Raw genomic sequence first — 16,508 nt, 5'->3', positions numbered from 1 at the left:
CTCCTTATTTCTTTGAATTTTATATAGAGTTAAAAAATGATAATAAAATTTTTCAATTCATTCTTTTTAATGGTTTTGCTTTGCTTACAGAGTGTGCAAATTTGGGCATTTCAATCTGAAAAACTGGTAAATGATGCACGCTCTCAGATTTTGAAAACACTTTATTATGATCCTGCTTATACTCAGTTGTCTTATCCAATGGGTGATGTTCCATTGATCAAAGGTGTATGTACAGACGTGGTTATTCGCGCCTTACGCCATCAAGGTATAGATCTGCAACAACGTATTCATGAAGATATGAAAGCCAATTTTAAAAAATATCCACAAAAGTGGGGTTTAAAAGCAACCGATCGAAATATTGATCATCGACGGGTTCCAAATATCATGACCTATTTTCAGCGTCAAAGTTATCAAGTGAATGATCAAAAGTATCAAGCAGGTGATATCGTGGCATGGGATTTAGGTAAAGGCTTAACCCACATTGGTATCATTTCAAATAAAACCACAATGTTGTCAAAAACACCTTTGGTTATTCATAACATTGGTTATGGAACACGTGAAAATGACATTTTGCATGAATATAAAATCATTGGGCATTATCGTTTACCCAAGACGGTCAATTAGAAATAGGCAATTCCAAGCAAAATAGCTAAAAATTAACCATGTGCAATAAAAAGTAAAAAAAACCTGAGAAAATAGACACAAATTACAGAAAAAGCGCTGCAAAACGAGTATTGTTACAACATTAAACAGTAATTTTGTTGATGCACTTTAACCGAGAAGTTTGCAAAGTTACTGGTTTGGAATAATAACAAAGCACCCAAAAGGTGCTGTTTTATTCAAACAACAAAATTTAAAATTGGTACTTCTTTTGCTCGCAGATCACAATGAAAAAAAGCAGCATTTGAGGACATCTACAGAATTAGGTGTTTTATGACAGAATCTCGTGAAAACTGGACATCACGATCAGGTTTTATTATCGCAGCTGTTGGATCGGCTGTCGGTTTAGGTAATATTTGGCGCTTTCCCTACATTGCTTATGAAAACGGTGGTGGCGCTTTTTTAATTCCATATTTAATTGCACTTATCACGGCAGGATTGCCACTGTTATTTTTAGACTATGCGACAGGGCATAAAAGTAATACTTCACCTCCTAAAGCCTATCGTGCTTTATTTAAAGGGGGCGAAACTTTAGGTTGGTGGCAAGTCTGTGTCTGTATCATTATTGGTTTGTACTATGCCAGCGTACTGACATGGGCCGGTAGTTATGTTTATTTTTCTGTAGGTCAATTGTGGGGAAGTGATCCTGAAAACTTTTTCTTCAATACCTATTTACAAACTTCAAAATCAACAAGTTTTGATTTTCAATTTGTTGGTCATTTATTTTGGCCAATTGTAGGAATCTGGGCATTAACGTTGATCATCTTATTTGGTGGTGTGAAAAAAGGGGTTGAATTATCCAATAAAATTTTCATGCCTTTACTGTTTATTCTGTTCACGATTCTTGTTATTCAAGCGTTGCGTTTACCCGGTGCAGTTCAAGGTTTAAATGCTTTCTTTACACCAAACTGGGCAGCGATGTGGGATTATAAAGTATGGCTTGCAGCATTTGGTCATACGTTCTTTTCACTCTCTGTTGGCTTTGGGATCATGGTGACTTATGCCTCGTATCTTAAACCAAAAACCAATTTAACAGGCTCGGGCCTTATCGTTGGTTTTGCCAATGCGTCTACTGAAATCCTTGCGGGGATTGGTATCTTCGCGGCGCTGGGCTTTATGGCATTTTCAGCTGGAAAACCTGTAGACCAAGTGGTCAGTGGTGGTATCGGCTTGGCATTCATTGCTTTCCCTAAAATCATTTCTAGTTTAGGGACTGGTGCGGATTTATTCGGTTTACTGTTCTTCTCTTCTTTATTTGTTGCGGGTATTTCTTCAATGGTGAGTATCCTTGAAGTGCCGATTGCAGCGATGCAAGACAAGTTAAAATGGGGGCGTAAAAAAGCCGTAAGCATCATTGGCGGTGGTAGTGCGCTGGTTTCAATTTTCTTATTCTCTAGCGTGAACTCGATTAAACTGGTAGATATCGTCGATCACTTTATCAATAACATTGGGATTATTGGCGGTGCATTATTGTCAATCATTTCGATAGCGTGGTTTAAACGTTCAGCATTGATGGAATTACGTGATCATGTGAATCGTATTTCAACTGTGCAGCTTGGTAAAGGTTGGGATTTCACTTTAACCGTAATCACTTCTTTAATTTTGCTGGTCACTTTATCTATGACCGTTTTTAGCTTGATTAAAAATGGATACGATACCTATAGTTCTAGTATGTTGATGTTCTTTGGTTGGGGCAGTGTGATTTTCTGTGCTGTTATTGCTTTAGTCCTTAGCAAAATGAAAGATCGATAGGAGCGTCAAAATGAATACTTCTGCAATCGTGATGATGATTATTTCAATGGTATTTTTATGGGGTGGGTTGATTTTATCGATCCTACATTTGATGAAAAATCCTGAAGAACTGGATGAAGTTCTGGAAGAAGTCAAAGATCACCATACCCTTTAAACTTGAGCCAAAAAAAGCAGGCGAATGAGCCTGCTTTTTTAATGCGTTTTTTAAGCTGTTTTTTGAATTCGACAATAATAGAAACCATCACCATGATGCGCTTCAGGCAACAATTGACGACCGTGAATTTGTTCTATTCCCCAGTTTGCGTCAATCTTGATTTCTTCAGCATCTGCATGTTCAGCAAAAAATTCGACCATCTGCTGTTCATTTTCAACTTTTAGAATTGAGCAGGTAATATAAAGTAGTGTTCCGCCAACTTTAAGCTGCTGCCACATATGCTTTAAAATTTGCTTTTGCAGATCGACCACTTGCTGAATATCTGTAGATTGACGCAATAAGCGAATATCAGGATGACGACGTAGAACACCAATAGCAGAACATGGTGCATCCAATACGATGCAATCGACCAATTCTTTAGGCACCCATGTTGTAGCATCTGCTGTGATGATCTCAACTGTTGCATCAACATTTAATTCAAGGCGTTCCAAGTTTTCTGAAACACGCAATAAGCGTTTAGCATCATGATCAAGTGCGATTAATTTTTTAGGATTGAAACGTTCTAAGATATGAGCTGCTTTACCACCCGGTGCTGCACAAGCATCGATAATGACCTTGTCATCTAAGTTGGGTAACAGTGTTGCACACAATTGAGCATGTTCATCTTGAACAGAAAACCCGCCTTCTTCAAAGCCAGGTAAATGAGTAATATTGCCCGTTTGTTCCAGAACTATACCAACATCTGAAAGTGTACAAGGACGAGCATCAATCTGTTCTTCATCTAAAATATCAAGATATTCATCACGACTAATTTGACGTTCATTGACACGCAGCGTTAGTGGGGCAACTTGTTTTAAATTTTGACAGATTTCAGGGAGTAGATCAGCCCAATCTTTTTTAAGTCGTTTGAACAGCCAGCTTGGTAAACCATGGGTATTATTCAAAGCCGTTTGAAACTCAGTTGTTTCACGTGAAACACGACGAAGGATGGCATTGACCAAACCACTCATCGGTTCAAAACCTAATTGCTTCGCTGCATTGACAGTTTCTGAAATCGCCGCATGTGCAGGAATACGGGTGCATAAAATCTGGTATAAACCCAAATATAAGCAACTTTCTAGTGCCTCATTGTCTAACGGTTTTGTGAGCAAGGGTAAGGTAATTGCTTTTAAAGAATACCACTGACGTAAACAGCCCAAAGTAAGCTCATGGTATAAACCACGATCACGTTCAGAAATAATATTGATATGTTGGTTTAAAACGGAAGCCAAAGACTGTCCATTTTGAACAGCTAAAAGTGTTTTAACCACTTGTGCGCGCAAATTCAAATTTTTTGCAGATGATTGAATTTGGCTCATGCGAATATATTTCCTACTGAAAGTTTATGGCTTTGTATAATTTGTACAGGGTTAATGGCTTTGCCACCTGGCCATTGTAGGCTAGTCAGACAAATCACACCATCTCCACACAGCACATGTACACCTTGTTTGTTCATTTCGATAATGGTTCCGGGTGCTTCGCCATTGGCTGTAAGGTCTGAAATTTGAGAATTCCACACACGTAAATTATTGCTTTCATCTATTGGTGTAAATGCGACTGGCCAAGGATTGAATGCCCGAATATTACGATCAAGTTCAACTGCTGATTTAGTCCAATCAATTTGTGCTTCAGCTTTTGTGAGTTTATGTGCATATACCGTAAATTGTTCATCTTGCACTTCACGTGCATCTAAATATTGTTGTAATTTTTGTTCTGACTCTAATACCACACAAATTGCTTCAGCGCCTTGGAGCGCAAGTTTGTCATATAAAGTCGCTGAGGTTTCTTGTGCTGTGATTGGGCAAACTGTTTTAAAGATCATATCGCCTGTATCTAGTCCAGCCGCCATTTTCATGATCGTTACTCCGGTTTCAGTGTCACCCGTTGCAATGGCACGCTGAATCGGAGCAGCACCACGCCAACGTGGTAGCAAAGAACCATGAATATTTAAACAACCATAGCGCGGTGTATCTAATATGGCCTGAGGCAAAATTAAACCATAAGCCGCAACCACCAGTACATCTGCACCCAAAGCTGCTAATTCTTGTTGAGCCGTTAAGCCTTCGTCTGTTGATGCTTTGAAATGAAGTGGTTGATAGACGGGTAAGTTATTTGCGAGCGCAAGTTGTTTCACGGCTGAAGCTGTCAATTTTTGTCCACGACCTGATTTACGGTCAGGTTGAGTATACACAGCGACGATTTCGTGATCAGTTTCAATGAGTGCTGCTAAAGCAGAAGCTGCAAATTCGGGTGTACCTGCAAAAATGATCTTCAAAGGTTATGCTCAGATTAAATTTTAAATTGAATTATAGCAAACCTGATTATACGGTGGCGTTTTCAAATGAAAATACGGGTTTTTCTATGTAAAAAATAAAATACGATCAATTGTATATTTTGTTCTGATCACCTATCTGGTTTGGAAATAGTCAGAAGATGTCTTTTACAGCACTCTTAAAATTCGCGTAAATCTAAATTAACCAACATTCATTTTTAAAATAAATATCACTTTTTTATATAAAATTTTTCACTTTAAATTGATAGAAATAGGTCTTATTTTTAACTTAATCTAAACAAACAGATGATTTAGAGATTTAAACTAGAATTATTGTGACCTATTACACAATAAAAAATTGTTAACTGAATAAGCATAGGCAGTTAATCGAAATTTAACAATATGTCAAATGTAAACTAAGTCTCACATTATTTTGTTAAATGTGACAAATTTTGTCACATGCTCGATTTAAGAACAATATGTATTTAATAAATCTTAATGTTTTTTGATTGGTATATAAATTGCTGATTTATAGCTATAAAAATTAAAAAATGTATGGTTATTTTACTTTTTATTTAAAAGTTTAGACCATGTGTTTAAAAAAATAAAATAAGTGAAATATATCTCAATTTTTCTATTGCTTTAAATGTATGTAAATTGTTAAATAAAAAAAATTGTACATTTTATATGCATTATTGAGGCGAAATCAGCGGCTGTAATGCACCTCCTAAAGGAAAAGTAATATGAATAAGATCTACAAAGTGATTTGGAATGCGACTTTGTCGGCATGGGTTGCAGTTTCTGAATTGGCAAAAGGGAAAACCAAGTCTTCAAAAGTCACTGGAATTATTGGGGCAGCAACAGTTAGCTTGATGGTAGCGTTTAGTCCAGAGGCTATGGCTAACACTATAGATATGCAAGCACAAGGAAATAAAAATGATGCAGATTGCGTATCTGGTGGAAATACAACAGTTTATAAAGCTCAAACCAATGGAACAACTGGGGCGATAACCGATGGTTCTGGTACGTACTCTACTGTTGCAGGTTGTAATGCTTCGGGTGGTGGAGTACTAGGTGCAACAGCATATGGGAGCTATGCGAAGGTTACAGGAAAAGGCGGTACTGCTTTAGGACATAATACTGAAGCTGCACAATGGGCACTTGCTGCAGGTGTTGATACTAAAGCAACAGGTGAGTCAAGTGTTGCTCTGGGTTCGGGAGCTGTAGCGTCTAATACTTCATCAATAGCGATAGGTACTGATTCGGGGACTTCTGGTATTGGTGCAATTGCTATTGGACGAAATGCTCAAACATCAGCTAGTGGTAGTATTGCAATAGGTGATGGAGCTACAGCTACTGGTGGCACAACTGATATCAATTCTATTGCAATTGGTAAAGGCGCACAAAGCTGGGGACAAAGCTTTGCATTGGGGACAGGTGCTTCGGCTGATTCATTTACATTTGATATCAATGATAGCGGTGTTGCTGTTGGTGCTCAATCTGTTACTGCTGCTGGAACAACAAAAGGTACAGCAATAGGTGTAAACGCTAAAGTAACTGGTTCAACTGTTGCGGGTACGGCAATAGGCTCTAATGCCGTTGCTTCTATCGATAACAGTGTGGCGTTAGGTTCAAACTCAATAACATCAGCTATTACTGGGACAGGATTTTTAACATCGCAAGCGGCTCCAACTGTTGGAGCCGTATCAGTTGGTAATGGTACAGCAGCTGGTAACCGTCGAATTCAAAACGTAGCAGATGGTTCAGCAGCATCAGATGCTGTGACAGTTGCTCAACTAGACAAAGCTTATGATGATACAAATGGTCGTTTGGCTGGTGCTTTAGGTGTAGGTAGTGGTGCTGCATATAATGCAGCAACCAATGCATATACAGCCCCAACTAATATTGGTGGAACGGGTAAAACAACAATTGATGACGCAATTAAAGCGACTCAACGAAGTGTTACAGGTGGTTCAAATATTGTTGTTACGCCTACAACAGCTGCCGATGGTTCAATATCGTATTCAGTTGCTACAAGTGCAACACCAACATTTACAACTGTTACGACTGGAAATAGTAAGTTAGATAATACTGGCTTAACAATTACAGGCGGTCCAAGTGTTACGAGTAGTGGCATCAATGCAGCTAACACTACGATTAATAATGTTGCTAATGCCACAACAGCTGATCAAGCCGTCAATAAAGGTCAACTTGATACTGTAAGCACACAAGCAAATAAAGCCATAACATTCACTGGAAATGCTAGAAAATCGGGCGATACGACAGATATTAATCGTAAGCTTGGAGATAGTATTGCAATTAGTGGAACAGCAACAACAACTGGTACTTATAGCGGTGCGAATGTTAAAACGGTAACAGATCAGAGCGGTGCAATTGCAATACAAATAGCAGATGCTCCTAACTTTGCAGGAACAGTGACTTCTACAGGTTTGCAGGTAAATGGCGCAAGTGCTGTTACAGGAAATAGTACGATAGGTGGAACTCAGACTGTTACAGGTATAAGTAATTTAAATGGTGGGGCAAATTTAAACAGTCAAAAAATTACAAATGTTGCTGCAGGGACAGCAACAGGTGATGCCGTTAACTTTGGTCAATTAACTACAACCAATCAAAACGTAAGTAATTTGACGACAACTGTTACCAATCAAGGTAATGATATCAGCACATTAAAAGGTGGTTTTAACTTACAAACTAATGGTAAGAATAGTGGTGCGATTAAAGCGGGTGACACAGTTGATATTGGTGTAGCAACACCAGCAGACACTAACCTTACCGCAACCAAGACAGGTAACAATGTCGCATTTGCTTTAAGCAAAGACTTGAACTTAACCAGCGTTACTACAGGTAATACCGTGATTAACAACGCTGGTGTAACCGCGGATAAAGTTACTGTTGGTACTGTGGTGGTTGATAAAACGACTGGGATCAATGCGGGCGGTAAAAAGATTACCAATGTAGCGGCAGGTGATATCAGTACAGCAGCATCAACAGATGCAGTGAATGGTGGTCAATTATTTACGACTAATCAAAACGTAAGTAATTTGACGACAACTGTTACCAATCAAGGTAATCAAATCACGACCAATACATCTGATATCAGTACATTAAAAGGCGGCTTTAACTTACAAACTAATGGTAAGAACAGTGGTGCGATTAAAGCGGGTGACACGGTTGATATTGGTGTAGCTACGCCAGCGGATACCAACCTTACAGCAACTAAGACAGGTAATAATGTTGCGTTTGCTTTAAGCAAAGACTTGAACTTAACCAGCGTTACTACAGGTAACACAGTGATTAACAACGCTGGTGTAACAGCGGATAAAGTGACTGTTGGTACTGTGGTGCTTGATAAAACGACTGGGATCAATGCAGGTGGTAAAAAGATTACCAATGTAGCGGCAGGTGATACCAGTACAGCAGCATCAACAGATGCTGTGAATGGTGGCCAATTATTTACGACTAATCAAAATGTTGCGAAAAACACATCAGACATTAGTACGTTAAATACTACTGTCACTAATCAAGGTAATCAAATCACGACCAATACGTCGAATATTGCAACCAATACATCTGATATCAGCACCTTAAAAGGTGGCTTTAATTTACAAACCAACGGTAAGAATAGTGGTGCGATTAAAGCGGGAGATACGGTTGATATTGGTGTAGCTACGCCAGCGGATACCAACCTTACCGCAACCAAGACAGGTAACAATGTTGCGTTTGCTTTAAGCAAAGACTTGAATTTAACCAGTGTTACCACAGGTAATACAGTGATAAACAACGCTGGTGTAACAGCGGATAAAGTGACTGTTGGTACTGTGGTGGTTGATAAAACGACTGGGATCAATGCGGGTGGTAAAAAGATTACCAATGTAGCGGCAGGTGATATCAGTACAGCAGGATCAACAGATGCTGTGAATGGTGGTCAATTATTTACGACTAATCAAAATGTAAGTAATTTGACGACAACTGTTACCAACCAAGGTACTGATATCAGTACATTAAAAGGTGGTTTTAACTTACAAACTAACGGTAAGAACAGTGGTGCGATTAAAGCGGGTGACACGGTTGATATTGGTGTAGCTACGCCAGCGGATACTAACCTTACCGCAACCAAGACAGGTAACAATGTTGCGTTTGCTTTAAGCAAAGACTTGAACTTAACCAGCGTTACCACAGGTAATACCGTGATTAACAATGCTGGTGTAACCGCAGATAAAGTGACTGTTGGTACTGTGGTGGTTGATAAAACGACTGGAATCAATGCGGGTGGTAAAAAGATTACCAATGTAGCGGCAGGTGATATCAGCTCAGCAACATCAACAGATGCTGTGAATGGTGGTCAATTATTTACGACTAATCAAAATGTTGCGAAAAACACATCAGACATTAGTACGTTAAATACCACTGTTACCAATCAAGGTAATCAAATTACGACCAATACGTCTGATATCAGTACCTTAAAAGGTGGTTTTAACTTACAAACTAACGGTAAGAATAGTGGTGCGATTAAAGCGGGTGACACGATTGATATTGGTGTAGCTACGCCAGCGGATACCAACCTTACCGCAACCAAGACAGGTAACAATGTTGCGTTTGCTTTAAGCAAAGACTTGAACTTAACCAGCGTTACTACAGGTAATACCGTGATTAACAACACTGGTGTAACCGCGGATAAAGTGACTGTTGGTACTGTGGTGGTTGATAAAACGACTGGGATCAATGCAGGTGGTAAAAAGATTACCAATGTAGCAGCAGGTGATATCAGTACAGCAGCATCAACAGATGCTGTGAATGGTGGCCAATTATTTACGACTAATCAAAATGTTGCGAAAAACACATCAGACATTAGTACGTTAAATACCACTGTCACTAATCAAGGTAATCAAATTACGACCAATACGTCGAATATCGCAACAAATACGTCTGATATCAGTACCTTAAAAGGTGGCTTTAATTTACAAACTAACGGTAAGAATAGTGGTGCGATCAAAGCGGGCGATACGGTTGATATTGGTGTAGCAACTCCAGCGGACACCAACCTTACCGCAACCAAGACAGGTAATAATGTCGCGTTTGCTTTAAGCAAAGACTTGAACTTAACCAGCGTTACTACAGGTAATACAGTGATTAACACTGCTGGTATAACCGCAGATAAAGTGACTGTTGGCAATGTTGTTATAGATAAAACAACCAACAAGATCAGTGGTGTAGAAGCAGGAACTGATACGAAAGATGTTGTAAACAAAGGTCAATTAGATGCTTTGGCGGGACAACAAACAGTAACAGATAATTCGGCAGTGAAATACGACAACGCCACAACTAAAGATAAAGTGACTTTAGGCGGTGGCGCTACAGGTACAACGCTGACAAATGTTAAAGCGGGTGATGTTTCTGCAAACTCAACAGATGCAATCAATGGTAGTCAGCTTTATACGACAAACCAGAATGTAGCTCAGAATAGCAAAGACATTGCAACCAATACATCAAATATTGCGACCAATACATCTGACATCACGACCTTAAAAGGTGGTTTTAACTTACAAACTAACGGTCAGAATAGTGGTGCGATTAAAGCGGGTGACACGATTGATATTGGTGTAGCAACTCCAGCGGACACTAACCTTACAGCGACCAAGACAGGTAACAATGTCGCGTTTGCTTTAAGTAAAGATTTGAACTTAACCAGCGTTACTACAGGTAATACAGTGATTAACACTGCTGGTATAACCGCAGATAAAGTGACAGTTGGTAATGTTGTTATAGATAAAACAACCAACAAGATCAGTGGTGTAGAAGCAGGAACTGATGCGAAAGATGTTGTAAACAAAGGTCAATTAGATGCTTTGGCGGGACAACAAACAGCAACAGATAATTCGGCAGTGAAATACGATAACGCCACAACTAAAGATAAAGTGACTTTAGGCGGTGGCGCTGCAGGTACAACGCTGACAAATGTTAAAGCGGGTGATGTTTCTGCAAACTCAACAGATGCAATCAATGGTAGTCAGCTTTATACGACAAACCAGAATGTAGCTCAGAATAGCAAAGACATTGCAACCAATACGTCGAATATCGCAACCAATACATCTGACATCACGACCTTAAAAGGTGGCTTTAACTTACAAACCAACGGTCAGAATACTGGTGCGATCAAAGCGGGAGATACGGTTGATATTGGTGTAGCTACGCCAGCGGATACTAACCTTACCGCAACCAAGACAGGTAACAATGTTGCGTTTGCTTTAAGCAAAGACTTGAACTTAACCAGCGTTACAGTGAACGATGGAACCAATGGTACAAATGGTTCTACAGTGATCGGTAAAGATGGTATCTCGGTTAAAGATGGCTCAGGCAATACTATTGCAGGTGTAGATAACACAGCGTTGACAGTGAAAGATGGTAGTGGCAACACAGAAACCAGCATTAACAAAGCGATCAATACTCTCAATGCATCGCAAGGTGAAACTGACAAGTTTGCAGTGAAGTACGACAAGAATGCTGATGGCAGTGCAAACTATAACAACATCACATTAGCAGGTAGTGCTTCAAGTAGTACTAAAGATGCAACGACAGGCAAGATCACCACAACAGGTGGTACAAGCTTAAACAATGTTGCGAGTGCGGGTGACTACACTAAAGAGGCCAATGCGAGCAAAGGTGTTAACGCTGGTGATTTGAACAATGCAGTTGTTGACGCGACTAATGCAGCGACCAGTAAAGGCTTTGCATTACAAGCAGCAGATGGCGCTAAAGTTCAGAAGAACCTAGGCGAAGCGGTTGAAGTTGTTGGTGCAGATAGCAACATCACTACGAAGGTTGCAAATGGTCAAGTTGCGATTGAGTTAAATAAAAACCTCAATAACTTAACTGGCATTACAGTGAACGATGGCACCAATGGTACAAATGGTTCTACAGTGATCGGTAAAGATGGTATCTCGGTTAAAGATGGCTCAGGCAATACCATTGCAGGTGTAGATAACACAGCGTTGACAGTGAAAGACGGTAGTGGCAACACAGAAACCAGCATTAACAAAGCGATCAATACCCTGAATGCATCGCAAGGTGAAACTGATAAGTTTGCAGTGAAGTACGACAAGAATGCTGATGGCAGTGCAAACTATAACAACATCACATTAGCAGGTAGTGCTTCAAGTAGTACTAAAGATGCAACGACAGGCAAGATCACCACAACAGGTGGTACAAGCTTAAACAATGTTGCGAGTGCGGGTGACTACACTAAAGAGGCCAATGCGAGCAAAGGTGTTAACGCTGGTGATTTGAACAATGCAGTTGTTGACGCGACTAATGCAGCGACCAGTAAAGGCTTTGCATTACAAGCAGCAGATGGCGCTAAAGTTCAGAAGAACCTAGGCGAAGCGGTTGAAGTTGTTGGTGCAGATAGCAACATCACTACGAAGGTTGCAAATGGTCAAGTTGCGATTGAGTTAAATAAAAACCTCAATAACTTAACTGGCATTACAGTGAACGATGGCACCAATGGTACAAATGGTTCTACAGTGATCGGTAAAGATGGTATCTCGGTTAAAGATGGCTCAGGCAATACCATTGCAGGTGTAGATAACACAGCGTTGACAGTGAAAGACGGTAGTGGCAACACAGAAACCAGCATTAACAAAGCGATCAATACCCTGAATGCATCGCAAGGTGAAACTGATAAGTTTGCAGTGAAGTACGACAAGAATGCTGATGGCAGTGCAAACTATAACAACATCACATTAGCAGGTAGTGCTTCAAGTAGTACTAAAGATGCAACGACAGGCAAGATCACCACAACAGGTGGTACAAGCTTAAACAATGTTGCGAGTGCGGGTGACTACACTAAAGAGGCCAATGCGAGCAAAGGTGTTAACGCTGGTGATTTGAACAATGCAGTTGTTGACGCGACTAATGCAGCGACCAGTAAAGGCTTTGCATTACAAGCAGCAGATGGCGCTAAAGTTCAGAAGAACCTAGGCGAAGCGGTTGAAGTTGTTGGTGCAGATAGCAACATCACTACGAAGGTTGCAAATGGTCAAGTTGCGATTGAGTTAAATAAAAACCTCAATAACTTAACTGGCATTACAGTGAACGATGGCACCAATGGTACAAATGGTTCTACAGTGATCGGTAAAGATGGTATCTCGGTTAAAGATGGCTCAGGCAATACCATTGCAGGTGTAGATAACACAGCGTTGACAGTGAAAGACGGTAGTGGCAACACAGAAACCAGCATTAACAAAGCGATCAATACCCTGAATGCATCGCAAGGTGAAACTGATAAGTTTGCAGTGAAGTACGACAAGAATGCTGATGGCAGTGCAAACTATAACAACATCACATTAGCAGGTAGTGCTTCAAGTAGTACTAAAGATGCAACGACAGGCAAGATCACCACAACAGGTGGTACAAGCTTAAACAATGTTGCGAGTGCGGGTGACTACACTAAAGAGGCCAATGCGAGCAAAGGTGTTAACGCTGGTGATTTGAACAATGCAGTTGTTGACGCGACTAATGCAGCGACCAGTAAAGGCTTTGCATTACAAGCAGCAGATGGCGCTAAAGTTCAGAAGAACCTAGGCGAAGCGGTTGAAGTTGTTGGTGCAGATAGCAACATCACTACGAAGGTTGCAAATGGTCAAGTTGCGATTGAGTTAAATAAAAACCTCAATAACTTAACTGGCATTACAGTGAACGATGGCACCAATGGTACAAATGGTTCTACAGTGATCGGTAAAGATGGTATCTCGGTTAAAGATGGCTCAGGCAATACCATTGCAGGTGTAGATAACACAGCGTTGACAGTGAAAGATGGTAGTGGCAACACAGAAACCAGCATTAACAAAGCGATCAATACCCTGAATGCATCGCAAGGTGAAACTGATAAGTTTGCAGTGAAGTACGACAAAAATGCTGATGGTAGTGCAAACTATGACAACGTAACCCTTGGAGGTACAGGTGGAACCACGATCACCAACGTTAAAGCAGGCGCTATTAACGCAACATCAACTGATGCGATCAACGGTAGTCAATTGTACGATGTTGGTAATAGTCTGAAAAATGCAATTGGCGGTTTGACCACGAGAGATGCAACGACTGGCATCATTACGACAAGCAACATTGGTGGCACGGGTTCAAACACAATTGATGGTGCAATCAACAGCATTAAAGATTCAGCAACCAAAGCGAAGACCACAGTTACAGCTGGAGACAACGTTGTTGTGACTGCAGGTACCAATGCAGATGGTTCAAGTAACTATCAAGTTGCGACAGCGAAAGACGTAAACTTCGACAAAGTGACAGTAGGTAATGTTGTTGTAAATAAAGCCAGCAATACAATCGAAGGCTTAAGTAATACTGACTTAAGAGCAAGTGATTTTGCGACTAAAGGTAGAGCCGCGACTGAAGAGCAATTGAAGCAAGCTGTCACGAAAAACATCACTGAAGTTGTAGATGGTAATGGCAACAAAGTGAATATTATTGATCAAGTTGTAAATACGAAACCTGACAATAAAAACCAAGACTCATTATTCTTAACCTACGATAAGCAAGGTCAAGAAACCACAGATCGTCTGACGATTGGCCAAACAGTACAGAAGATGAATACCGATGGTATTAAGTTCTTCCATACCAATGCAGATATGTCGAAAGGTGATTTAGGTACAACCAATGACTCAAGTGCGGGTGGTTTAAACTCTACAGCGATTGGTGTAAATGCAATTGTGGCAACGGGTGCAGATAGTGCTGTTGCATTAGGTCACAATACAAAAGCTGAGGGCAAACAATCCATTGCTATTGGTCAAGGTGCTGAGGCATTAGGTACACAATCAATCAGTATTGGTACGGGCAATAAAGTGAAAGGCAACCATTCTGGTGCGATTGGTGATCCGACCATTGTTGATGGTGCGAACAGTTATTCTGTAGGTAATAATAACCAAGTGCTTACAGATGATACGTTTGTACTTGGAAACAATGTGACTAAAACAGTTGCTGGTTCAGTTGTGTTAGGCAATGGCTCAGCGGCGACAACTAGTGCAGGTGTTGCAGGTTATGCGCTGTCAGCTGCAACAAGTGCAGACAAAACAGCGATTAGCAATACAACATCAACAACTGGTGCAGTAGCAGTTGGTGATGCGGCAAGCGGTATTTATCGTCAAATTACAGGTGTTGCAGCGGGTAGCGCAGATGCTGATGCTGTAAACGTAGCGCAGTTAAAAGCTGTTGGTAACCAAGTTGTTACCACTCAAAACGCACTTGTAAATGGTTTGGGCGGTAATGCGAAGGTCAATGCTGATGGCACCATTACTGGGCCAACCTATAATGTTGCACAAGGTAATCAGTCCAATGTTGGTGATGCTTTAACAGCATTGGATAAAGCCATTGGTTCTGCAGCAACAACATCTAAAACGACTGTTTCTAATGGTCAGAATATTGTTGTGAATAAGAGCAAAAATGCTGATGGTTCAGACAACTATGAAGTATCAACAGCAAAAGATTTAACAGTTGATTCTGTGAAAGCAGGTGATACGGTTCTCAATAATGCTGGAATCTCAATTGGTAATAATGCGGTTGTGATAAACAACACAGGATTAACCATTGCCGGTGGACCAAGTGTAACGGTGGCAGGTATTAACGCGGGTAATAAAACAATTACCAACGTGGCAAATGCTGTAAATGCTACAGATGCAGTTAATAAAGGGCAGTTAGATAGCGCAATTGGCACTGTGAATAACAATGTCAATGAGCTTGCCAATAATGCCGTTAAATATGACGATGCATCAAAAGATAAGATCACACTTGGTGGTGGTACAAATGGTACAACCATTAGCAATGTAAAAGATGGTGCAGTCACTCAAGGTTCTAAAGATGCTGTAAATGGCGGTCAATTGTGGAATGTTCAGCAACAAGTTGATCAAAACTCAACGGATATCAGCAATATCAAAAATGATATTAACAATGGTACTGTCGGCTTAGTTCAACAAGCAGGTAAAGACGCAACAGTTACAGTTGCGAAAGATACTGGTGGTACAAGTGTGAGTGTGGCGGGTACAGATGGCAACCGCGTTGTGACAGGTGTTAAAGATGGCGCAGTCAATGCAACATCAAAAGATGCAGTCAACGGCAGCCAATTGAACACGACCAACCAAGCAGTTGTGAATTATCTTGGCGGTGGTGCTGGCTATGACAACATTACGGGTAGCTTCACTGCACCAACTTACAATGTAGGTGATTCTAAGTATAACAATGTCGGTGGTGCAATCGATGCATTGAACCAAGCGGATCAAGCATTGAATAGCAAAATTGACAATGTCAGCAACAAGTTAGACAACGCTTTCCGTATTACCAATAACCGGATTGATGATGTTGAGAAAAAAGCCAATGCGGGTATTGCAGCAGCAATGGCACTTGAATCAGCACCATATATTCCTGGTAAATATACCTATGCAGCAGGTGCGGCATACCATGGTGGTGAGAATGCGGTAGGTGTGACCTTACGTAAAACTGCAGACAACGGACGTTGGTCGATTACAGGTGGTGTTGCAGCAGCATCTCAAGGCGACCCAAGTGTTCGTATCGGTATCAGTGGTGTAATTGACTAAATCACGAGAC

At 40.5% G+C, this 16,508-nt stretch carries 6 protein-coding genes; 4 read left to right on the top strand and 2 right to left on the bottom strand.

The features are described 5' to 3' along the window. The first annotated feature begins 36 nt into the window (after positions 1–36). From L3V46_RS21615 to L3V46_RS21605, 3 genes are all read left to right on the top strand, one after another. Positions 37–624 (top strand): DUF1287 domain-containing protein, encoded by a 588-nt coding sequence (locus L3V46_RS21615; RefSeq protein ID WP_239046717.1) that lies wholly within the window; start codon positions 37–39, stop codon positions 622–624. Positions 625–933: 309 nt separating this feature from the next. After that, entirely contained in the window at positions 934–2,412 is a 1,479-nt protein-coding gene (locus tag L3V46_RS21610; protein ID WP_034618072.1) for a sodium-dependent transporter, read from the top strand. Between the two features lie 10 nt (positions 2,413–2,422). Further along, positions 2,423–2,566: a methionine/alanine import family NSS transporter small subunit gene (locus L3V46_RS21605; protein ID WP_004718897.1), complete on the top strand. Its 144-nt coding sequence runs from the start codon at positions 2,423–2,425 to the stop codon at positions 2,564–2,566. Between the two features lie 50 nt (positions 2,567–2,616). Here the strand turns inward: L3V46_RS21605 and rsmB are convergent, their stop codons facing one another. Both rsmB and fmt read right to left on the bottom strand, forming a co-directional pair. Next, positions 2,617–3,924 (bottom strand): 16S rRNA (cytosine(967)-C(5))-methyltransferase RsmB, encoded by a 1,308-nt coding sequence (rsmB, locus tag L3V46_RS21600; protein ID WP_239046716.1) that lies wholly within the window; start codon positions 3,922–3,924, stop codon positions 2,617–2,619. Next, positions 3,921–4,880 carry a methionyl-tRNA formyltransferase gene (gene fmt / locus L3V46_RS21595; RefSeq protein ID WP_239046715.1) on the bottom strand — a complete coding sequence of 320 codons (960 nt, stop codon included), beginning with the start codon at positions 4,878–4,880 and terminating at the stop codon, positions 3,921–3,923. The genes rsmB and fmt overlap by 4 nt, the downstream gene beginning before the upstream one ends. 740 nt (positions 4,881–5,620) lie before the next feature. On the opposite strand from fmt, the gene L3V46_RS22880 reads away from it, so the two are divergent. Further along, complete coding sequence (locus L3V46_RS22880; RefSeq protein ID WP_343212679.1) at positions 5,621–16,498, top strand: ESPR-type extended signal peptide-containing protein; 10,878 nt, start codon at positions 5,621–5,623, stop codon at positions 16,496–16,498. Positions 16,499–16,508 lie beyond the last annotated feature (10 nt).

Source organism: Acinetobacter sp. AG3, assembly GCF_022343575.1.
GTDB lineage: Bacteria > Pseudomonadota > Gammaproteobacteria > Pseudomonadales > Moraxellaceae > Acinetobacter > Acinetobacter guillouiae.
The sequence above is the reverse complement of the archived record's forward strand: the minus strand, read 5'-3'. Positions and strand labels throughout refer to the sequence as shown.